Annotated in this window: 17 protein-coding genes; 9 read left to right on the forward strand and 8 right to left on the reverse strand. The window is 66.7% G+C overall.

Going from position 1 to position 22,075, the window contains the following annotated elements:
• The first annotated feature begins 58 nt into the window (after positions 1-58).
• A complete protein-coding gene (locus ACHQ4I_RS04740) occupies positions 59-1,186 on the forward strand; it encodes an NAD(P)-binding domain-containing protein (RefSeq protein ID WP_420770437.1) in 1,128 nt (375 codons plus the stop codon).
• Here the strand turns inward: ACHQ4I_RS04740 and ACHQ4I_RS04745 are convergent, their stop codons facing one another.
• The 6 genes from ACHQ4I_RS04745 to ACHQ4I_RS04770 all read right to left on the reverse strand — a co-directional run bounded on the left by ACHQ4I_RS04745 (position 1,187) and on the right by ACHQ4I_RS04770 (position 9,209).
• On the reverse strand, positions 1,187-2,038 hold the full coding sequence (locus tag ACHQ4I_RS04745) for an aldo/keto reductase (RefSeq protein ID WP_420770438.1): 852 nt from the start codon (positions 2,036-2,038) through the stop codon (positions 1,187-1,189). It abuts the gene before it with no gap.
• A gap of 106 nt (positions 2,039-2,144) precedes the next feature.
• The gene (locus ACHQ4I_RS04750; RefSeq protein ID WP_420770439.1) at positions 2,145-3,689 is read right to left on the reverse strand and encodes a carboxyl transferase domain-containing protein; all 1,545 of its coding nucleotides are present in this window, start codon (positions 3,687-3,689) and stop codon (positions 2,145-2,147) included.
• A gap of 32 nt (positions 3,690-3,721) precedes the next feature.
• Positions 3,722-4,324, reverse strand: a complete 603-nt coding sequence (locus tag ACHQ4I_RS04755; RefSeq protein ID WP_174414979.1) for a GTP-binding protein — start codon at positions 4,322-4,324, stop codon at positions 3,722-3,724.
• Entirely contained in the window at positions 4,305-4,679 is a 375-nt protein-coding gene (locus tag ACHQ4I_RS04760) for a DUF742 domain-containing protein (RefSeq protein ID WP_040686485.1), read from the reverse strand. The genes ACHQ4I_RS04755 and ACHQ4I_RS04760 overlap by 20 nt, the downstream gene beginning before the upstream one ends.
• A gap of 7 nt (positions 4,680-4,686) precedes the next feature.
• Complete coding sequence (locus ACHQ4I_RS04765; protein WP_011207200.1) at positions 4,687-5,100, reverse strand: roadblock/LC7 domain-containing protein; 414 nt, start codon at positions 5,098-5,100, stop codon at positions 4,687-4,689.
• Complete coding sequence (locus tag ACHQ4I_RS04770; protein WP_420770440.1) at positions 5,097-9,209, reverse strand: ATP-binding protein; 4,113 nt, start codon at positions 9,207-9,209, stop codon at positions 5,097-5,099. Before ACHQ4I_RS04770 ends, ACHQ4I_RS04765 begins: the two co-directional genes overlap by 4 nt.
• Positions 9,210-9,528: 319 nt before the next feature.
• Between ACHQ4I_RS04770 and ACHQ4I_RS04775 the strand changes: the two genes are divergently transcribed.
• From ACHQ4I_RS04775 to ACHQ4I_RS04790, 4 genes are all read left to right on the forward strand, one after another.
• Entirely contained in the window at positions 9,529-11,568 is a 2,040-nt protein-coding gene (locus ACHQ4I_RS04775; RefSeq protein ID WP_420770441.1) for an AMP-binding protein, read from the forward strand.
• Between the two features lie 144 nt (positions 11,569-11,712).
• Entirely contained in the window at positions 11,713-12,099 is a 387-nt protein-coding gene (locus ACHQ4I_RS04780) for a hemophore-related protein (protein WP_420770442.1), read from the forward strand.
• A 70-nt stretch (positions 12,100-12,169) separates the two neighbouring features.
• Positions 12,170-12,889, forward strand: a complete 720-nt coding sequence (locus ACHQ4I_RS04785; protein WP_420770443.1) for a response regulator transcription factor — start codon at positions 12,170-12,172, stop codon at positions 12,887-12,889.
• A gap of 25 nt (positions 12,890-12,914) precedes the next feature.
• Complete coding sequence (locus ACHQ4I_RS04790; protein ID WP_420770444.1) at positions 12,915-14,294, forward strand: sensor histidine kinase; 1,380 nt, start codon at positions 12,915-12,917, stop codon at positions 14,292-14,294.
• Between the two features lie 82 nt (positions 14,295-14,376).
• Here ACHQ4I_RS04790 and ACHQ4I_RS04795 read toward each other — a convergent pair whose 3' ends face one another.
• Complete coding sequence (locus tag ACHQ4I_RS04795; RefSeq protein WP_420770445.1) at positions 14,377-15,207, reverse strand: LppX_LprAFG lipoprotein; 831 nt, start codon at positions 15,205-15,207, stop codon at positions 14,377-14,379.
• A 429-nt stretch (positions 15,208-15,636) separates the two neighbouring features.
• On the opposite strand from ACHQ4I_RS04795, the gene ACHQ4I_RS04800 reads away from it, so the two are divergent.
• The 4 genes from ACHQ4I_RS04800 to ACHQ4I_RS04815 all read left to right on the forward strand — a co-directional run bounded on the left by ACHQ4I_RS04800 (position 15,637) and on the right by ACHQ4I_RS04815 (position 21,530).
• Complete coding sequence (locus tag ACHQ4I_RS04800) at positions 15,637-17,106, forward strand: cytochrome b5 domain-containing protein (RefSeq protein ID WP_420770446.1); 1,470 nt, start codon at positions 15,637-15,639, stop codon at positions 17,104-17,106.
• A 91-nt stretch (positions 17,107-17,197) separates the two neighbouring features.
• Positions 17,198-18,391 carry a type III polyketide synthase gene (locus tag ACHQ4I_RS04805; RefSeq protein WP_420770813.1) on the forward strand — a complete coding sequence of 398 codons (1,194 nt, stop codon included), beginning with the start codon at positions 17,198-17,200 and terminating at the stop codon, positions 18,389-18,391.
• A gap of 28 nt (positions 18,392-18,419) precedes the next feature.
• On the forward strand, positions 18,420-20,276 hold the full coding sequence (locus ACHQ4I_RS04810; protein ID WP_420770447.1) for an ATP-binding cassette domain-containing protein: 1,857 nt from the start codon (positions 18,420-18,422) through the stop codon (positions 20,274-20,276).
• Positions 20,277-20,357: 81 nt separating this feature from the next.
• Complete coding sequence (locus ACHQ4I_RS04815; protein ID WP_420770448.1) at positions 20,358-21,530, forward strand: YhgE/Pip domain-containing protein; 1,173 nt, start codon at positions 20,358-20,360, stop codon at positions 21,528-21,530.
• Positions 21,531-21,695: 165 nt separating this feature from the next.
• Here ACHQ4I_RS04815 and ACHQ4I_RS04820 read toward each other — a convergent pair whose 3' ends face one another.
• Entirely contained in the window at positions 21,696-22,055 is a 360-nt protein-coding gene (locus tag ACHQ4I_RS04820; RefSeq protein WP_420770449.1) for an FKBP-type peptidyl-prolyl cis-trans isomerase, read from the reverse strand.
• Positions 22,056-22,075: the final 20 nt, after the last annotated feature.

The raw sequence follows: 22,075 nt of genomic DNA on the forward strand, positions 1-22,075 counted from the left end.
ACATCAACTGTGCCATAGTCGGCGGCACATACCGACCAAGCCGATACGATCTCGGCTTGTGCCGACAGACTTCTCCATCCTGGTGATCGGTGCTGGTCAGGCAGGGCTGTCGGCCGGTTACCACCTGCAGCGCCTCGGATTGCGTCCCGAACAGGACTTCTTGATCGTCGATCACGCACCCGGACCCGGCGGGGCCTGGCAGTTTCGGTGGCCATCACTCACCTTGACCACCGTCAATCGAGTACACGACCTCCCAGGCATGTCATTTGCCGAGACTGTGCCTCCCGATTCCGACGCCGTCCCCGCGGCGACCGCGGTGCCGCGCTATTACGAGCTGTACGAGAAGCGATACGACCTGCGGGTCCGCCGACCGGTCTCGGTGACCGTGGTCTGCGATCGCAATGCGGACGGAACCCCTTGCGCCGCAGGGCCGGACCTCGCGGCGGGGCGCGGCACGAGGCTGAATGTCGAGACCGACGCCGCGGGCACGATCCGGGTGCGCGGCCTGATCAATGGCACCGGCACCTGGGAGCATCCGTTCATACCGCACTATCCGGGCGCGGAGACCTTCACCGGACGGCAGCTGCACACCCACGACTACCGCACCGCCGACGAATTCGCGGGCAAGCATGTCGTGGTGGTCGGCGGTGGCGTATCGGCGGTTCAGTTGCTCGATGAGATCTCACAGGTGACCACCACCACCTGGGTGACGCGGCGGGAGCCGGTCTTCCGCGATGCGCCGTTCGCCGAGGAGGACGGCCGCGCCGCCGTCGCCATTGTGGAGGACCGGGTGCGGCACGGACTGCCGCCGGGTTCGGTGGTCTCGGTGACCGGGCTGCGGCTCGACGATCGGCTGCGTGCCGCGCGGGCCCGCGGCGCGCTGGCGCGGCAGCCGATGTTCGCGAGCATCGAACCGAATGGGGTGCGCTGGGCCGACGGCTCGTTCCAGCGGGCCGATGTGATCCTGTGGGCGACCGGCTTCCGTAGTGCCCTGGACCATTTGGCCCCGCTACGCCTGCGCGGTCCCGGCGGTGGCATCACCATGACCGGCCGCCTGGCCACCCAGGTAGCGGTCGACCCGCGCATTCACCTGATCGGCTACGGCCCGTCCGCGAGCACCGTCGGCGCGAACCGCGCTGGCCGCGCGGCGGCCCAGGAACTCACCAAGTACCTGGGTTTGCAATAACTACAAACCGACGGTGAAGGTGGCCGGATCGGGGCCGATGCGGGATCCGCTGTCCAGCGCGTTGATGGCGTCCATCTGGTCGCGGGTCAGTTCGAAGCCGAAGACGTCGAAGTTGGCGGCGATGCGCGACGGCGTGACCGACTTCGGTATGACGATGTTGCCCAGCTGCAGATGCCAGCGAATGATCACCTGGGCCGGGGTGCGGCCGACCTCGTTGGCGATGGCGACGATGGTGTGATCGCCGAGCAGCGTGCCCTGGCCGAGCGGACTCCACGCCTCGGTGGCAATGGCATTCGCATCGTGGAAGGCGCGCAGCTCGCGCTGCGCCAGCCGGGGATGCAGTTCGATCTGGTTGACGACCGGGATCTCGCCCGTCTCGCCGATGACGCGCTGGAGGTCGGCGAGGGTGAAGTTCGAGACGCCGATCGAGCGGACCCGGCCCTGCGCCTTCAATGTCTGGAACGCCTTGAAGGTTTCGACATAGCGATCGGCCTGCGCCACCGGCCAGTGGATGAGGAAGAGATCGAGGTAGTCCAGGCCGAGCCGGGCCATGCTGGCGTCGAAGCCGCGCAGCGTGGAGTCGTAGCCCTGATCGGAATTCCACAGCTTGGTGGTGACATAGACCTCGTCGCGCGGCAGCCCGAATTCCCGGATGGCGCGACCGGTGCCCTCCTCGTTGCCGTAGATCGCGGCGGTGTCGATGCTGCGGTAACCCGCCTCCAGTGCGGTGGTGACGACCGGGTAGACGTCACCGGGCGGAACTTGGAACACACCGAAGCCGAGTTGCGGGATCACGTTCCCGTCGTTCAGCACGATCGCGGGAATGGCGCAGGTCTCGCTTCTGAAGGTCACATTCCGACCGTAGAAGTGCCGCAGCGAGTCGTCAACGAATACCCACAGCGTGTTGACCACCAATTTGCTGGTCGCAGTGTCATTTGCCCTGGTTATCGGGGATGGATCAGGGCTCGGGCAGGCCGAGGCGGCGGTAGCGGGTATGACGCGATGCGCGCAGTTCGTCCAGCGGCCGGGCGCGCAGGTCGGTCAGCTCGGCGGCGATGGCGGCGACCATGCGGCGGGCGAAGTCGACCGGTTCGTCGGCGGCATCCGGAAATTCCGGGACAATGCGATCGACCACGCCGTCGGCAAGTAGATCGGCGGCGCGAATGCCCTGGTCCTCGGCCAACTTCGGGGCATGCGCGGTGTCTCGGTAGACGATCGCGCTGGCGCCCTCCGGCGGTAGCGGCGCGAGCCAGCCGTGGGTGGCGGCCAGGACGCGGTCGGCGGGAAGCAGGGCCAGTGCGCCGCCGCCGGTGCCCTGACCGAGCAGAATCGAGATGGTCGGGGTGTCCAGGGTCACCAGATCCGCTATGCAGCGGGCGATTTCGGGTGCGAGCCCGCGCTCCTCGGCTTCCTTCGACAGCGCCGCGCCGACCGTATCGATCACGAGCACCAGCGGCAGTCGCAACTCCTGGGCGAGCGCCATACTGCGCCGGGCCTCGCGCAGTGCGGCCGGCCCCATGGTGTGTTCGCCGTGCTGGCCGGAGCGGTCGTGGCCGAAGACCACGCACGGCTGACCGCGAAAACGGGCCAGCGCGTGCACGATCGTGCGATCGGATTCGCCCTGACCGGTGCCGCTGAGCGGAACCCGTTGTGTCACGTGGCGTAATAGGTCACGGGTACCCGGCCGACCGGGACGGCGCGAGATCCGCACCGAATCCCACGCCGGGACAGCGTCATCCGCCTCCGACTCGCCCGAGGCGGCACGATCTTGCGATCCGATATCGAGGCCGTGCACCGGCGCGGCCCAACCGGATTCCGCCGCAACGGGATCCGGCAAACCGCTCAATACACTCAAGGCGCGGTGTGCGATCCGGCGGAATACCGGCACCGGCATGACACCATCGATCACACCACTGTGGTACAGATTCTCCGCGACCTGCACGCCCTCCGGAAATTCCCTGCCGTACAGCGCTTTATAGACGCGCGGTCCGAGAAATCCGATCAGCGCGCCGGGTTCGGCGAAGGTGATATGCCCGAGCGAACCCCAGGACGCGAAGACGCCGCCCATGGTGGGATTGCGCAGATAGACCAGGTACGGATGCCCGGCCGCCTTGTGCACCGCGACCGCGCCCGCGATCTTCACCATCTGCACGAAAGCGACTGTGCCCTCCTGCATCCTGGTGCCGCCCGAGGTCGGCGACGCTACCAGGGGCAAGCCGAGTTCGGTGGCGCGCTCGACCGCCGCGACGATCCGCTCCGCCGCGGCCACACCGATCGAACCCGCCAGAAATCCGAATTCGCAAGCGATTACGGCCACGCGACGACCACGCAGCAGACCTTCGCCGGTGAGCACCGACTCATCGGTCCCCGCCGCCAGCGCGGCCTTACGCAGATCCTCGCGATAATGCGGGGATGCGGCCACCGCCACCGGTGGCCGATCCCAGCTGATATACGAGTCCGAGTCGAGCAGTTGCCCGAGCAACTCCCGCGCCGAAATCCTCACCGAGCGAGCTTAGCCACTCGGTGCGCAAGTCCTCAGTAACCCTGCATGACCTTGCGTAGGGCATATTCGGTTAGCGAAACCAGCGCCTGTTTGGCAGGCTCACGACGACGGGCGTCGATGGACAGGATCGGCACATCCGCAGGCACCGCGAGGGCCTGACGGATGTCCTCGATCGGATACCGCGGTGCGTCGTCGAACTCGTTGAGCGCCACCAGGAAGGGTAGGTTGCGCGCTTCGAAGTAGTCGACGGCGGCGAAGCTGTCCTCGAGTCTGCGGGTGTCGACCAGCACCACCGCGCCGATGGCGCCGCGGATCAGGTCGTCCCACATGAACCAGAAGCGGTACTGGCCCGGTGTACCGAACAGGTAGAGCACCAGGTCGTCGGCGAGGCTGATCCGGCCGAAGTCCATCGCCACCGTGGTGGTCGACTTCATCGGAATACCGGTCAGATTGTCGATTCCGGTACTGGCATTGGTCACCAATGCCTCGGTGCGCAGCGGAACAATCTCCGAGACGGCACCCACCAACGTGGTCTTACCGACACCGAAGCCGCCAGCGACCACGATCTTTGCCGAAGTCGGCTTGCTGGTGCGGGTATCGACCTGTGCCGTCGAATCAAATACGCCGGAGTCCACTGAGAACCCTTTCGATCAGCTCGCGACGTTCATCGTCGCTGGAATCGTCTTTCAAAGTCGCCGAAACACGCACATGCCCGGCCTCGATGAGGTCGGCCACGAGCACGCGGGCCACCCCGATGGGGATACCCAAACGCGCTGCCACTTCAGCAACGGACGGCGATTCTCTGCACAACTCCACGATGGACGTCTCGATGTTGGTCAGTTCGAACTGCCGCTCCAGGGCGACCGGATGCGATGCGACAAGTGCCTCCAACGCCAACTCGACCGCGGGCCTGGTGCGGCCCGCAGTCAGCGAGTACGGGCGAACGAGACTCGGCTCGGCGCTCCCCATGCGGTGATCGTCTATGTCCATCCCACCATCAGGAACCCATCGTGACGCGCGGCGTGGCCTGGACTGTCTGTCCGACGCGCTCCACCAACAAGGCCATTTCGTATCCGACCTGACCGATATCGCATGAGGTGTTGGTCAGCACGGCGAGATACGAGCCATCGCCGACTGCCATTAGCAGCAGGTAGCCATGCTCCATCTCGACCACCGACTGCAGCACCGTGCCGCCTTCGAATAGGTTCGAAACACCCACCGAGAGGCTGGCCAGCCCGGCGGTGACGGCCGAGAGCTGTTCGGCGCGGTCCACCGGCAGCTGCGCGCTCGCCGCCATGAGTAGGCCGTCAGCCGAGACCAGGACGGCATGAGCTACGCCAGGAACCTCGTTGGCGAAGTTCGAAACCAGCCAATCCAGCTGACGATTCGTACCACCTAGATCGGGGTTCATCGGTCTCCTTTATCTCCGGTTAGGTTCATTGCCTTCATTGCGCGGCCATCCCGGACGCCCTGCTGGTGACGACTCAAGCTGGACCTGATCGTTTCTGGATCGCGACGCGGCGCGCGATCGGCGTTGCCGTTGACACCACCGGGGACCAGCCTCCCGCCCGGATTGCGTTGCGGCAACCCGGCAGCCGTCTTTGTTTCGGCCTGGGCCTCGCTCGCGCGGCGGGCCGCCTGCCATCCTTCGTCACCCGGTGATTCGAAGGAGGCGGCCACTTGGGACCGGTCCGCATTCGGATCGGAGAGCCACGCCGACATCATCTCGGCGAAGATCGGGGTGCCGCCCATCACCGAATCAGAATCGACCGCCGGCTGCAACCTGGTCTGGAAGAACGACGCCGCCTTCTCCGGATCCGGCTTGAAGCTGTGCCGACCCGGATCGCGCGGTGCGGTCGAGGTTCCGCCCTCGGAGACCGCGGGCACCTCACCGCTCGCGGCGGGCTGGGTCAGACCGCCGCGATCCCGCCGCGGCAGACCGACACCCGGTGGCACTTCCCGGCGCGGCAGGTTGGTCGCACCCGGCTCACGCTGGGGCAGACCGGTCACACCCGGCTCCCGCTGCGGGAGACCGTCGCGGGACGGCAGGCTATCGCGAGACGGCAGGCTGTCACGGGACGGCAGGCTGTCACGGGACGGCAGGCTATCGCGAGACGGCAGGCTGTCACGAGACGGCAGGCTATCGCGAGACGGCAGGCTATCGCGAGACGGCAGACCGTCGCGCTGGTGCAGGCCATCCCGGGATGGTAGGCCGTCGCGCTGGTGCAAACCGCTCGGCGTATGCGCACCCGTCTGCCGCTGCGGCAGACCGTTCGGGGCTTCCCGCTGCGGCAGATTCGCCGCGGGCGACTGACGCTGCGGCAGACCGGTCGCACCCGGCTCACGCTGCGGCAGACCACCCGAGGCCGAATCACGCTGCGGCAGACCCGAACCAGCATCACGCTGCGGCAAGCCCGAACCGGCATCCCGCGACGGGAGCCCGTTCAGACCCGACTCGCGCTGCGGCAGACCGCCGGACGCCGAGTCGCGCTGCGGCAGGCCGTTCGACCCCGAATCCCGCTGCGGCAACCCGCCCAAAGCCGAATCACGCTGCGGCAGACCACCCGAAGCCGGGTCGCGCTGCGGCAGGCCGTTCGACCCCGAATCCCGCTGCGGCAACCCGCCCAAAGCCGAATCACGCTGCGGCAGACCACCCGAAGCGGGGTCCCGCTGCGGCAGGCCCGAACCGGTGTCCCGCTGCGGCAGACCGTTCAGTCCGGACTCACGCTGCGGCAAACCATTCGCCCCGGTGTCCCGCGGCGGCAGACCCGAACCAGCATCGCGCTGCGGCAACCCGACCGGCGTCTCGCGCTGCGGCAGATTCGCCGCCGGCGACTGACGCTGCGGCAGACCGGTCGCACCCGGCTCACGCTGCGGCAGACCACCCGAAGCCGAATCACGCTGCGGCAAGCCCGAACCAGCATCACGCTGCGGCAGACCCGTACCGGCATCGCGCTGCGGCAAGCCCGAACCCGTATCGCGCGGCGGCACACCACCCGCGCCCGGTTCCCGCTGCGGCAGCCCGTTCAAACCCGACGGACGCTGCGGCAGACCGCCCGACCCCTCGCGCTGCGGCGCACCATTGCTGCCCGGCTGACGCTGCGGCAGACCACCGCCGAGCGGACCGCCCTCGGGCTGCGGCACACCATTCGTGCCGGGCTGACGCTGCGGCAGACCACCGGAATTCAGATTCCGCGGCGGCAGACCGCCACCGGAGATGGTCGGCTCGGCGCCCGGCCGGTTCGGCGGCGGACCGCCGGGAGTGACACTGCGCTTGGGCAGATTCGCCGCGGCGAGCTTGCCGCGCTGCGGACCGCTCGGCGCCTGTCCGGTCGTTGGGCGCAGGCTCGCACCCGACTGCGCCGAATCCTGGCGCAGTCCCGAGGCCCCAGCGGACATGGTCGAGCCGGGCGAACGCTGCGGCAGACCGCCGCCCGCCGACGGAATCGGGCCGCTGGGCGCGGACGGGGCCGGACTGCTGACCGGAATCGGGCCGCTCACACCGGGATCGACGGTGACCATGACATTGCCGCCCGGCGTCCTGGTGATCGCCCGCGTCTGCATCGGGGACGGAGTCGGCCGCTGCGGCGCAGCCGCGGACACCTGCGGCGCCGCTGCCTGCGGCATCGCGGTGGTCTGTCCCTGCCCCACGACGAGACTCAACGGAACGTGCACGGTGACCGTGACGCCGGGATCGCGCGCGGTATCGAAGGTCGGACGCAGCCGCACGGTGAGGCCGTGTCGTTCGGCGAGTCGGCCGACCACGAAAAGACCCATGTGGCGGGCTGTGTCCGGGCCAGGCTCTGCAGTTTGCTCGAGCCGCCGGTTGATATCGGCCATCTCGGCGGGCGGCATACCGATGCCGCGGTCCGCGACCTCGATGAGCATGCCCTGGTCGTGCCCCTGCGCGAAGGTGAACTTCACGTCGGTCTCCGGCGGCGAGGCGCGCAGCGCGTTGTCCAGCAGCTCGGCGAACAGGTGCGCCATATCCGAGGCGGCGGGCTCGACGAGCGAACCACGGGGTGTGGCACCGAGCTTCACGCGCTCGTAGTCCTCGACCTCGGAGATCGCCGCACGCAGCACGTCCGCGATCTCGACCGGCGCGGACTTGCTGCGCCGCTGCCTGGTACCGGCGAGGATCAACAGGTTGTCGCCGTTACGGCGCATGCGGGCCGCGAGATGGTCCAGCCGGAACAGGTTTTCCAGCAGACGTGGATCCTTCTCGTCGTACTCCATCGCCTCGATCAAGCTCAGCTGGTGGTCGACGAGCGACTTGGACCGCCGGGCCAGGGTTTCGAACATGTCGTTGACCTGGGCACGCATCTGCGCCTGGTCACTGGCCAAGCGCAGGGCCTGGCCGTGGATGTCGTCCACGGCGCGGGCCAACTGACCGATTTCCTCGTGGCTGCGGATCGGCATCGGCTCCAGCGGCACATCCTCGGGGGAAGCGCCGTTACGCAGCTGGGCGACCTCGTGCGGCAGATCGCTCTCGGCCACTCGCAGCGCGGCCAGACGGAGCCGGTGTAGCGGCACGATCATCGAGCGGGCGACGAAGACCGCCAGCAAGAGAGCCGCGAGAATTGTCGCGATGACGACCGCGGTATAGGTCCACGCGCCGGTATTCGCGGTGGACACCAGCGAAGCCATCGCCGTGTCGATGTCCTTGGTCGACTTGTTGACCACGTGCTCGTAGACATCGAGGCTGCCGGTGAGCGAGTTCTTCAGATCACCGACCGGGATCTTGCCGGACTGCGCCTCCGGGCTGGTCAGCAGCGAGATCCGGTTATCGATACCGGCCCGCAGGTCGGCGATCGAGGTGTCGGCGTCCGGAAAGCGGTGCGCGAGCACGTTGAGCATCGCCCGCTCGGTATTGGCCGCGGTGATAGCGCTCTGAATGCCGCTCGCCGAACCGCGCAGCACCTCGGGGAACGCGGCGACCTCGCCGACCAGCGCGGCACGGGTGTTCAGCGAGTCGACCAGCCGCAGCTTCGCCTGTTCGATGGCCTGGTCGCTGACCTGGCCGACCGTGGACTCGACGATGTGCACACTGTCGTTGCGGACCTTGTCGATCATGCCGATGACTTCGGCCGGGGTCTGCGTCGTGGGGTTCTTGCCCTGGGCGCGCACGGCCTTGGCCTGGGTGATCATGCTGTCCAGCGACGCGCGCGCACCGGCGACACCGTCGACCTTGCCGACCGACTGCTCGGCATCGGCGATGACCTTGTCGAGGTCGGCGAGGTTCTTGTCGGACACGATCGACACGTTCGGCATGATCGAAATCATCTGCGAACCGGCGGTCGTCGCCGTCTGCGCACTCAGCGCCGTGACCGCCGGGATCGCCTCGATGTTCCCGGCGGCGGCGTCCAGCCGGTTCGCGTCGGCGAACTCGGTAGTAATCCTGGACACGCCGAGCCCAACGGCGACTGCCAGCGGAACGGCCAGGACCGCCGTAACCTTCCAGCGCAGGTCCCAGTTGCCGAGCGCCCAGCGTTTGCTGCCGGACCTTGCGGCGTCACGCATCTCCCACTCACTTTCCAAACTGGCCCCAACCACGTGCCATCAGCGAACCTAGACAATCGCATGCTGGCTCGACAGGCAGAGCTGGCCGAGGAACTGCGGCTGGCCGAGAAATTGCGTCTACGACGGCCCAAATAAGTGACATCAGATTCTAACGGATCAATAACAGCTTGGGTGACGTTGAGTAAGGTTACCGGCCTTGACCTGCCGATAATTGGCAAAACCTAAGGTCGCGGCACCCACCCGGGCGTCGCGTGAAGTCTGCCACAATCGTGCTGATCTATCGAGGCGGGCATCGAGGCGAGGCTAGGGAGTCACGGGATTGAGTGCACAGCATGAGTACCGGCCGGTCTATCAGACCAGCTTGGTCGATCCCGCTGAGTTCTGGGCGGAGGCCGCCGAGGCGATCGACTGGGAGATCCCGCCCACCCATATCGTCGACACCACGGCACGCACGTTGGCCAGGTGGTTTCCGGACGCTCGCCTCAATACCTCCTTCAACGCCCTCGACCGACACGTGCACGGTGGTGCCACGCCGGACGAGGTGAGCCGGGCCGATCAGCCCGCCCTAATATACGACTCCGCTATGACCGGCACCAGAGGTGTTTTCACCTACGCAGAACTACTTGCGAAGGTTGCCGAGTTCGCCGGCGCGATGGTCCGTTTGGGCGTCAAAACCGGTGACCGCGTGGTCATCTACCTGCCCATGATCCCCGAAGCGGTGATCGCCATGCTGGCCTGCGCCCGCATCGGCGCGGTGCATTCGGTGGTCTTCGGCGGCTTCGCCGCACCGGAGCTCGCCGCCCGCATCGACGATGCCGAGCCTGTGCTCATCATCACTGCCTCGGGCGGCCTGGAGCCGGGCCGGACGATCGATTACCCGCCGATCGTGTTGCAGGCTCTCGACCTCGCCGAGACCAGCGCGCCGCGCCACGTGATCGTGAAGCAGCGCCCGCAGTTCCCGACGATCCACTTCTCCACCCCGCAGCCGGCCACCGAATCACTGCCGAGTTCGGCGCAGACCGTCGCGGCGCAATGGCTCGATTGGGATGAGGCGGTCCGCGATGCGCCACCCGCCGATCCGGTGCCGGTCGCCGCGACCGATCCGCTCTACATCCTCTACACCTCGGGCACCACCGGAAAGCCCAAGGGCGTGGTCCGCGACAACGGCGGACACGCGGTCGCCCTGGCCTGGTCCATGCGCAATATCTACGACGTGGGTCCCGGCCAGGTGATGTGGGCCGCCTCCGATGTCGGCTGGGTCGTCGGGCACTCCTACATCGTTTACGCGCCGCTGCTCGTCGGCGCGACAACCCTGCTCTACGAGGGCAAACCGGTCGGCACCCCGGATGCGGGCGCGTTCTGGCGGGTGGTCGCCGAGCACAACGTCCGGGTGCTGTTCACCGCGCCGACCGCGCTGCGCGCCATCCGCAAGGCCGATCCGGATGCCGCGCTGGCGCACCGCTACGACCTGTCCTCGCTGCGCGCGCTGTTCTGCGCCGGCGAGCGCCTGGATCCGGCCACCTACGAGTGGGCGAACGAGACGCTGCTGGCCGACCGGACGGATTGTCCGGTGGTCGACCACTGGTGGCAGACCGAGACCGGCTGGCCGATCTGCGCGAATCTGCTCGGTCTCCAGCAACTTCCGATCAAGGCGGGCTCGGCGTCGGTGCCGGTGCCCGGCTTCCGGCTGCGGGTGCTCGACGCCGAGGGCAATCCGGTCGCGCCGGGCACCGAGGGCAATATCGTCATCGGACTACCGATGCCGCCCGGGACACTATCCGGGCTATGGCGCGACGAAGATCGCTTCCACCGGTCCTATATGGAGGCTTTTCCGGGCCACTACCTCACCGGCGACTCCGGCTATTTCGACGAGGACGGGTACCTCTACGTGCTCGGCCGCAGCGATGACGTGATCAATATGGCCGGGCATCGGCTCTCGGCGGGCAGCATCGAGGCCGCCATCGCCGGACATGCCGCGGTCGCGGAATGCGCGGTGATCGGCCTGCCCGATGAGCTCAAGGGCCAGCGGCCGATCGCGTACGTGGTGCTCAAGTCCGGCGTCGAGATCGACGCGGACCACCTGCGCGATGAGCTGGTCGCGCGGGTGCGCGAGCAGATCGGCGCGATCGCCACGCTGCACGACGCCGTCATCGTTTCCGCGCTGCCCAAGACCAGATCCGGCAAGATCCTGCGCAAGACCATCCGGCAGATCACCGCGGGCGATACCTACGAGGTGCCCTCCACCATCGAAGATTCCTCTGTGCTCGCCGCACTGGAGGTTCAGATCCGGGCCGGCCGACCGTCGGAGCCGGGACCCGAGGTCGTCGCACCGAACGGCGATCCCGTTGTGCCGTCATAACTTTGCGGCACCGCGACGTTTCACCCCTTAGGGAATCCTCAGGGAGAGTTCACACGTGTGCCAGCGCGGGGCAATAGCGTCTAGGGCGCTGGAACCACAGCACCCCTTGACGATGCAGCACCTCGAAGATCTGGAGACACAACCATGAAGCTCTTGCGCAGTCGCCCGGCCATCGCCGCTCTCGCCGCGGGCGGTATGGCCAGTGTGGCCGTGTTGCTCTCCCCGGCCATCGCGGCCGCGGATCCGATGACACTGGCCGGGCCGCTGCTGACCTCCGACTGCACCTTCGCCCAGGTCGACGCGGCACTGCACGCCAAGGCCCCACAACTCGCGGCCATGCTCGACGCCAACCCGACCGAGAAGGCCGAACTGCAGCGCAAGTTCGACCAACCGGTCGACCAGCGGCGCGCCGAACTGCAGGCCGCCATCAACGAGAACCCGGACGCGGCGAAGGATGCGGAGAACGACCCGCGCGCCGCCGGTCTGGCCGAGACCATCCGCACCGTGGCCGAAACCTGCCACAGCTACTGATTGCCGTCCGACACACCGAGGTGACTCCCCGGATTCCGACCGGCCGGATCCGGGGAGGCGGGGGAGCAGAATGAGTGATGTGACTACCGAGCGGAGCGCGAACCCGACTGTCCTTGTCGTCGACGATGACGAGGACGTGCTCGCCTCGGTCGAGCGCGGGCTGCGGCTGTCCGGCTTCCAGGTGCGGGTCGCGCGGGACGGCGCCGAGGCACTGCGCAGCGTGACCGAGCAGGCGCCCGACGCGGTGGTGCTCGATATGAATATGCCGGTGCTCGATGGCGCGGGCGTGGTGACGGCACTGCGTGCCCTGGGCAACGAAGTCCCGATCTGTGTGCTCAGCGCCCGCGCCTCCGTCGACGACCGGATCTCCGGACTGGAGTCCGGCGCCGACGACTATCTGACCAAGCCGTTCGTCCTCGCCGAGCTGGTGGCGCGGATCAAGGCGCTGCTGCGCCGCCGCTCGGACGCCCCCGCTCCGGCCACGCCCGGCGCGATCACGGTCGGTCCGCTCGAGGTCGATGTCGCCGGATACCGCGCGCTGCTGCACGGGCAGGAAATCGAGCTCACCAAGCGCGAATTCGAGCTGCTGTCCACGCTGGCGCGCAATGCGGGCGTGGTGCTGAGCCGCGAGCGGCTGCTGGAATTGGTGTGGGGCTACGACTTCGCCGCCGATACCAATGTCGTGGACGTCTTCGTCGGATATCTGCGCCGCAAGCTCGAGGTCGAGCGCACGCCGCGGCTGCTGCACACGGTCCGCGGCGTCGGGTTCGTGCTGCGAGCGCCCAAGTGAGTGCGCCGTGACGCCGGAGACCCGGATGTCCTCCAGCACAGCGACTCCCGCCAAACGCCGGCGGCGTCGCACGTTCTCGCTGCGCACCCGGGTCGCCGGAGCGGCCGCGGTGGGCGCGATCATCATCGTCACGATCATCGGCGTGATCTCCTCGCAGGCCATCGAGCGCAACAATCTCGCACAGACCGATCAGCAACTGACCATCGCATCGCGACTGGTGCTCATCGATTCGGTGCTGGCCGTCGGCGTGCTCGGACTGGTCGGTCCGACCTACGACATGGCGGTGACCGTCCGCGAGAACAACACGGTCGTGGCCAGCACACCGATCCGCCTACCCGAACAGCCGATCGGATCGCATACCGTCACCGTGAACGGCACCCCGTTCCGTGTGCTCACCACCACCGAGAACCAGCCAGCGGGACGAGTTGTCTCCCTGGGCATTCCGGCCACTAACGCGGCGCGCGAAACCGCCGAGCAACAGCGTTGGGTGCTGGCCGGCGCCGGGCTGGCGATCGCCATCGCGGCCGCGCTGGGCTGGCTGCTCGCGGGTCGCGCGGTGCGCCCGATCGTCGATCTCACCGGGCAGGTCGGCACCCGCAGCGGATATCGCGATCCGGACAACCCGCAACCCCCCGTCGACGGCTCCGGCGTGCGGGAGGCGGAGAAGCTCGCCGAGGCGGTGAATACCCTGCTGCAGCGGGTGGATCAGGCGCAGACCGAAACCGCCGCCGCGCTGGAGACCGCGCGCGATTTCGCGGCCGTCTCCGCCCACGAACTGCGCACACCGCTCACCGCCATGCGCACCGATCTGGAGGTGCTGCGCACCCTCGACCTGGACGAGACGCAGCGTGCCGAAATCCTCGCCGATCTCCAGCGCAGTCAGGGCCGGGTCGAAACCACCCTGGCCGCATTGGAACGTCTCGCGTCGGGCGATCTCACCCACGAGCGCGATCACGTCGATACCGACGTCGGCGACCTGTGCGATCAAGCCGCGCACGATGCCATGCGGCATTTCCCCGGACTGAATGTGCGCATTGATACCGATGCCGAACTGATCACCCGCGGCCTGCCCGCCGGGCTGCGCCTCGCGGTGGACAACGCCCTGGCCAACTCGGTCAAACACGGCCGCGCCACCGAGGCGGTGGTCTCGGCGCACCGGACGCCCAACGGCCACATACTGATCACCGTCGACGACAATGGCCGCGGCATCCCCATCGACGAGCGCACCGCCGTCTTCGAAAGATTCTTCCGCGGCAGTCAGGCCAGTAAGGGCGGCTCCGGACTCGGCCTCGCCCTCGTCGCCCAGCAGGCGCAATTACACGGCGGTCGAGCCTATTTCGACGACAGCCCACTCGGCGGCGTGCGCTTGGTGCTCGATCTGCCGGAACGCCGGATCACCGCCTGATATGCGAAAACCGGCCCGGGAGTGCGGATGACGGCTGCTGCCACCGTCACCCATCCCCGGACCGGTTCGCGGTATCTGCGCCTTACTTCGGCGGCGCGGTGACCTTGACCGGCTTACCCCACGCCGACAGCGTCACCTTGATGGTGCCCGGATCCCGCTTGACCACGGCCTGAACCAGGTTCGGGCCGGTGCCGGGCGAGGCCGCCTGCGACGGCAGGGCCGATGCCGAACCCGACGGCGGCGCGACATCCGCGATCCATAGGGTGATCGGGAAGGTGCCGGCGGGGTCACCCGACTTGGGCACGATGGGATCGATCACCGAGGAGTCGATGGTGCCGGACACCTTCACGGTGTCGGTGCCGTTGAGCTTCTCGCGTCCCTCCACCTTCGGGTTCTTCACCTGTGCGATGAGGTTGGCCAGACCCTTGTCCTTGTCCAGGATTACGCCCGGGTCGTAGATCTGTTCGGCCGGACCCACTTTGGCGTAGGCGGAGGAGCCGCCGGTCTGCGCGTACATGACCTTGTCGACGACCAGGAACTTGGCCTGGATGAAGTCGGCTTCGGGCTTGGTCCGGACCTTCGCCTCGCCGATCGCCTGACCGGCGCCCTGCGGCTGGTTGGTCACGTCCGCGGACACGGTCTCGACCGGCAGGGTCTTCAGGTTGTCCACGGCCAGATTCAGGTGCACGGCTTGCAGAGTCTGGGTGGTCCTGGCGGACTCCTGCACGATCTGCGCGGCATCGGGCAGCTGACCCGAGGGCGGCGCGGACGATGTGGTCTTCGAGTCGGAGCTGGAGCTGCAGCCCGTCACCAATGCCGCGAACATCGACGCCGCGACCACGGCGGGCACGAGTCCCGGTCGGCGAAGTCGGATTCGGTGCGAGGTGCGTGCTCGCGCTGTCAGGTCACTCAATGTTCTGCCCCCAGAAGAGTGCGAGGTCGTACGACCGGATGGTTTGACGAGGGCAGCTGGTGCTGCCGCCCGGTGTAGTGCAGCATTTCGTCCGCCAGATTAGCCTGTCGCGCAGGCTAACTCGACCCGGTTCCCAAGGCGGAGTAGAGGCGAAGCGCGCATGCCGCGGGTGCCGACGTTACCCTTGGTTCGGTCTTCTCGCAGAGATCGGGGGGAATCCGACGCGAAAGTTACCGGGTTAAGGGATTGTTTAGTGAGATGTAAGGCGCTGGAAGCACGATGCTGTCACGAAGGCTCAGACGGTGTGTGTGACTTTGGGGGGACATCCGCTTCGCCGGATGAAGCGCCCGCGCGCCTGTCCGCGATACACGCCATAACCCCGGGGCCCAGAACGGCCACCGAACCGCGGATCAGACACGGAGGAATGCGATGACGAACAGCCAGCCAGAAGCGGAGGAGCGGGACTTCCGTAGACCGCCCGGCCCGCCCCCTGGTGGCCCGCAAGTCTCAAATGTGTGGGTATACAACGGAAAAGCCTACGATCTGAGCGACTGGATCTCCAAGCATCCCGGCGGCGAGTTCTTCATCGGGCGAACGAAAAATCGCGACATCACCTCCATCATCGGCTCCTACCATCGTGATCCGGAGCGAATCGGGCGAATGCTCGAGCGATATGCGTTGGGCCGCGACGCATTACCCGAGGACATCCATCCGAAGAACAACGCACCCGATTTCTTGTTCAAAGAAGGATTCGACAGCTGGCAGGACACCCCGAAGTACCGATTCGACAACAAGGACGATCTGCTCCATAAAGTGAAGGCGCGGTTGAAGGAACCGCAGCTGGCCGCGCGCCTGCGGCGCATGGACACGATCTTCAACATCGTGGTCGCGGTGCTGGCCGTCGCGTACTTCGCGGTGCAGGGTCTGCGCCTGTTCGAACGCAGCTGGATGCCGCTGCCGGTCTTCGTGATCGCGATGGTGCTGCTGCGCAGTTCGCTGGCCGGCTTCGGCCACTACGCGATCCATCGGGCGCAAAAGGGCCTCAACAAGATCTATACGAACACCTTCGATTTCAATTACGTCGCACTGGCTTTCGTCACCGCGGACGGACACGCGCTGCTGCACCATCCGCACACCCAGAGTGAAGTGGATATCAAGAAGAACGTCTTCACCATGATGATGCGGGTGCCCCGGTTGTACCGAGTGCCTATTCATACCATCCACAAGTTCGGACACACGGTGACCGGCATGACGATTCGACTCCTCGATGTCTGCCGACTGACTCGAAAAGTCGGCATCAAGGACATGTACGGGACATGGGGCGGCGCACTGCCGCACTTCATCGGATCGTTCGGTGTGCGCGCGCTATTGCTCGGCGAGTTGGTGGCATTCACCCTCGCTGGCGACTTCTGGGCCTGGGCACTGCAATTCGTGGTGACGCTGTGGATCAGCACCTTCCTGGTCGTCGCGAGCCATGATTTCGAGGTGGAGACCGAGGAACTTCCGACCTCCGGTACCGAAGACTGGGCCGTCAACCAAATGGAGCAGGCCTACGACCTGAAGGTGATCGGAAACCGTTATGTCGATTGCTTTCTCGCGGCCGGCCTGAGTTCGCACCGGGTGCATCACGTCCTGCCGTTCCAGCGCAGTGGATTCGCCAATATCGCCACCGAGGACGTATTGCGCGAGGAGTCGGCGAAATTCGGTGTCGAATGGCTTCCGGCGAAGAGCTTCTTCACCGATCGGTTCCCGAAGCTCTGCCGCACATACCTGCTGTCGCCCTCGCGCGAGGCGGAGGAACGGAATTGGGGCTTCATCCGCGAGCACTGCTCGCCCGCGGCCCTGAAGACCTGTGCGGTCTACACGGTGCAGGGATTCACCGGAATCGGCACGGTCTGAACCGATTCCGCTGACCGATCGACCGATCACGCCGCCTTCCGACCGCGGTGTCGATCACCATTTTCATTAGAACGGGGAGAGTTTCGTGTCTATCACCATCGATGAGGGAACGTCGGCGGCTCGGCAGGGGAACGAGCACGGCCACGGCCTCGCTCAGCACGGCCTGCCGCCGGCGCCGCCGACCACGGTCGGCGTGATCGAGAGCATCGCGACCGGCGCGCCGAGTCGGCTCGTTGATCAGCACGAGGCCGCCGACCGGGTCGCCGAGCTGTTCACCGATCCAACGCAGCGAGCGCGGATTTCGCGGATCTACCAGAAGACCAAGATCGACACCCGCCGACTGGCCGTCGATCCGCTCGATCCCGAATTCCTGCAGTTCGGCAGGGAGCGCGGCACCATCCGGGATCGGATGAATCTCTACTACCGGCACGCGGTGCCGCTGGCCGTCGATGTCGCCGGGCGGGCCCTGGCCGGTATCGAGGACGCGGCGGCGGAGATCGGGTTGCTGGTCTTCGTGACCAGCACCGGTTTCATCGCGCCCGGTGTGGATGTCGCCGTCGTGAAGCAGCTCGGCCTGTCGCCGTCGGTGGGCCGGGTCGTGGTGAACTTCATGGGATGTGCCGCGGCTATGAACGGCATCCGCACCGCGGTGGATTACGTTCGGGCGCATCCGGATAAGAAGGCGATGGTGGTTTGCATCGAGCTGAGCTCGGTGAACGCCGTGTTCGACGACAACGTCAACGACGTGATCATCCACAGCCTGTTCGGGGATGGATGCGGTGCGGTCGTCATCGGCGCAGGTCAGGTCCAGCAGCCGCTGGCGCCCGGCAAGGTGGTGATCCGGGACAGCTTCAGCCAGCTGTTCGACGACGCGGAGGACGGCATTGTGCTCGGCGTCAACCACAACGGCATCACCTGCGAATTGTCGGAGAATCTGCCCGGGTACATCTACGCCGGGGTGGATCCCGTGGTCACCGACGCCTTGCGGCGCAATGGATTGCAGAAGTCCGATGTCGACCTGTGGGCGATCCACCCGGGTGGGCCCAAGATCATCGAGGAGTCCGTGCATTCGCTGGGGATCGCACCGGAGCGAGCGGCGCTGAGCTGGGATGTGCTGGCCAGGTTCGGCAATATGCTGAGCGTGTCGCTGATCTTCGTGCTGGAAAAAGCAGTGTCGCTCGGCGACAAGGCGGAGACGACGAAGCCGATCTCGACCGGTGTGGCGTTCTCCTTCGCACCGGGCGTCACCCTCGAAGGCATGATCTTCGACATCATTCGCCGGTAACGCACCGGTCCCAGGGAGCGCAGCAACCATGCAACTCATCCGATTCCTCATCTCGATCTCCTGGATGCGGATCGCGGCCGTCATCGCCGCGGGCCTCATCTGCGGTGCGGCCAATACCTATCTGGTGACACTCATCCGCGGTGTCGTATCGCCGGAGCCGCATCCGAACGTCAACATCCAGAGCTTCGCCCTGACGGCGCTGGTCATTCTGGTCAGCGGCGTGGCATCGCAGGTGCTGCTGATTCGCCTTGCCCAAGAGGCGATCTACCGGCTGCGCGCGGATCTGAGTTCCGGGATCGTCTCGGCGCCGCTCGAGCATCTGGAACGGCTCGGCATGCACCGCCTGATGGCGACGCTGACCGAGGATGTGCGCTCGCTCTCGCAGGCGGTGACCGCGATTCCGAGCATCTGCATCGATGTGGCGACCATCGTCGGCTGCTTCGTCTTCCTGTTGGTGGTCTCGGGTCCGCTGTTCGCGGTCACCGTGGCGGGCACGCTGCTCGGGATCGCCTGTGTCGAGCTGATTCTGAAGCGGGTGCGCAATATCTACCGCGAGGCGCGCGAGAACGAGGACGCGCTGTTGCGGTCGTATCAGGCCGTGACGCTGGGCATCAAAGAGTTGAAGTTGCATCGGGGCCGACGCCGGGACTTCATGGATCGGCATCTGCTCGGGTCGGCCGCGACGCTGCGCGCGCAGAACGTGGCCGCCGGATCCAAATTCTCGGTGGCACAGGGATTCGGGCAGGCACTGCAGCTCGCCACGATGGCGCTGATCCTGTTCGTGCTCGTGGCGCCGCTCGATCTGTCGCGCGATGTCATGGTCGGGTATGTCCTGGTGACGACGTTCCTGGCCATGCCGATGCAGAACTTCATGCACCGCATTCCGGACCTGCTGCGCGGTGATGTGGCGCTGGCGAAGATCCGCGGCATGAACCTGTCCATGGCGACCATGCACAACGAGGAGCAGTTGCCGTTCACGGAGCGTCCCGCCGTCGGCGAGGCGCGGCTGGCGCTGACGAATGTGACCTACAGCTACCGGATGGAACCGCCTCCACCGTTCCCGCCGGGCCCGGGCGCGCCCGCTCCCGGTGCTCCGCCGCCGGGTCCCGGCGCACCTGGCCGGGGTGCGCATCCGCCCGGCCGTGGGCCGCGTCCCGGCGGGCCGCGACCGGATGTCAACGGCCATCGGTTCGTCGACCACAGCGGGCACGACAACCGGCCGGTACCGCTCGGGCCGCCCCCGGAGGCGGGCAACGGCGAGTCCGGATTCCGGCTCGGCCCGCTCGACCTGGTCTTCGAACCCGGACAGATCACCTTCATCGTCGGCGGCAACGGCAGCGGCAAATCCACGCTGGCCAAGCTGATCACGGGGTTGTATGTGCCGCAGTCCGGGACGGTTTCGCTCAACGGCGAGCCGATCGACCACCAGAACATCGAGTGGTTCCGGCAGAATTCCTCGGCGATCTTCACCGACTTCCATCTGTTCGAGGAGTATCTGGGCTTCGATCGGCCCGGACTCGACGGTGAGGTGCGCCGCTATCTCGAGCAGTTGCAGATCGCGCACAAGGTGACGGTGCAGGACGGGCGGTTGTCCACCATCGATCTGTCCCAGGGCCAACGCAAACGGCTCGCGCTGTTGACCGCGCTGCTCGAGGACCGGCAGATCTATGTCTTCGACGAGTGGGCCGCCGATCAGGAGCCCAAGTTCCGCGAGGTCTTCTATCGGGAGATCCTGGTCGACCTCAAGAAGCGCGGGAAGACCGTCATCGTGATCACCCACGACGACCGGTACTTCGACTGCGCCGATCAGCTGGTGAAGCTCGATTTCGGCCGGATGGTCGATGCGCCACCGATCGAGGAGCGCACCAGCGTCGAGCTTTCCTGACCGAATTCATCGGCGGCCCTTACCGAACTCTCAGAGTTCGGCGAGCGACGATGCCAATCCGGACCTCTAGGGTCAGCAAGTGTGATCGGAAATCGCGCCCGCTGGGCTCTGCTCGCCGTTGCCGTTCTCATCGCCGGGGCGCTGGGGAGCGCCATCACCTCTTGTAGCCGATCGTCCAGTTCACCAGGCGGTATCGCCTTGGTGAACGCCGATACCGGGCCGACCGGTGCGCGCATCGCGCAGGGTCTGCGCCAGGATGGCGGCGGTTACGAGTGGACCGTCGGCAAACCCGGTGAAATCAATGCCGACGACTACGCGGCGGTGATCACCCTGCCCGCCGATCTGACCGAATCCATGGGCACGCTGGCGAGCGCACAGCCCAAACGTGCCAAGGTCACGGTGGACACGCATAAGGGCGCCGATACGAATCTGGTGAACGGCGCGGTGAATACCGTGACGCACCGGGTCGGCGCGGCCGGTGTGGACGCCGCCCTGGCCGCGGTCGCGCAGGCGCGCACCCAGATGACCTCGGTGCAGTTCACCACCCAGTTGCTCAATGCCGGAGTGAATGCCGCGGCGTCGGGCGCCGACCAGTTCAGCTCGGGCGCGGATCAGCTGCTCGGCTTCCTGAATTTCGCCAAAGAGGGTTCGGCACAGCTGACTTCGGCCATCGCACTGCTGAATTCGACCGTCTCCGGTGCCGCCGAGCAGGCGAATCAGCTGGCCTCGGCGCTGGATTCGACCGGCATCACGATCGGACAGGTCCAGCAGACCGCGAATACGGTCAGCGGCGGACTCGATCAGATCCTGCCGCTGCTGCGTGCGCTCCCCTTCGCCGGCGATCCGCAGGTGAGCGACATCATCGGAAAACTCGAGGGGCTGCGCAATCTTTCGGGTCAGACCGGATCCCAGCTGAGCAATCTCGGCAATCTGGTCGGCAGCGCCGTGGACCCGAGCACCGATCTCGGCACCCTGCTGCGCACCGTGGTCGACCGCTTGACCGGCGCCAGTGCGCAATTGGCCGAGGGCGCCAAACTCGCCGAGGGCCTACCCCAGCTCGCCGACCAGGGCGGCGCCCAATTGGTCGGCGCCATCGGCCAACTCACCGGCGGCGTCACCCAACTCCAGCAGATCGTGACCAACCTCAGCGCCCAGACCGATAAAGCGGTCGCCGCCCTCCCCCAGCGCAGCAGCACCCAGCAGTCCGCGCTCGCCCTGGCACTCACCGATCCAGTCGAGGTGGTACGCAACTGATAAACCCCGCGTCCATGGGCGCGGGGTGTCTCGCTGCGGCTCTGGGTGACCCTTCATTCGCTGACGATCTGCCGTCATCGTGCGCGGCACCCCACTGGGTCGGCGGCACTGGAGACGACCGCGGCCCGTGCTAGTGGAAGCACGGGCCGCGGTTGGCTCTTCGGGTCAGTTGGCCTTCAGCAGGTCGATCACGAAGACCAGAGTCTTGCCGGAGAGTTTGTGGCCGGACCCGGCCGGGCCGTACGCCAGCTGCGGCGGGATGGTGAGTTGGCGGCGGCCGCCGACCTTCATGCCCGGAATGCCGTCCTGCCAGCCCTGGATCAGGCCGCGCAGCGGGAAGGTGATCGACTCGCCACGGTTCCAGGACGAGTCGAACTCCTCGCCGGTCTCGAATTCCACGCCTACGTAGTGCACCTCGACGGTGCCGCCGGGCACGGCCTCGGCGCCCTCGCCCTCGACGAGGTCCTTGATAACCAGCTCGGTGGGCGCGGGGCCCTCCTGGAATTCGACATCCGGCTTGGTCATTCGGCTATCCCCTCTGATAG

Origin of the sequence: Nocardia nepalensis, from assembly GCF_048910785.1 — a bacterium.
Lineage (GTDB): Bacteria > Actinomycetota > Actinomycetes > Mycobacteriales > Mycobacteriaceae > Nocardia > Nocardia nepalensis.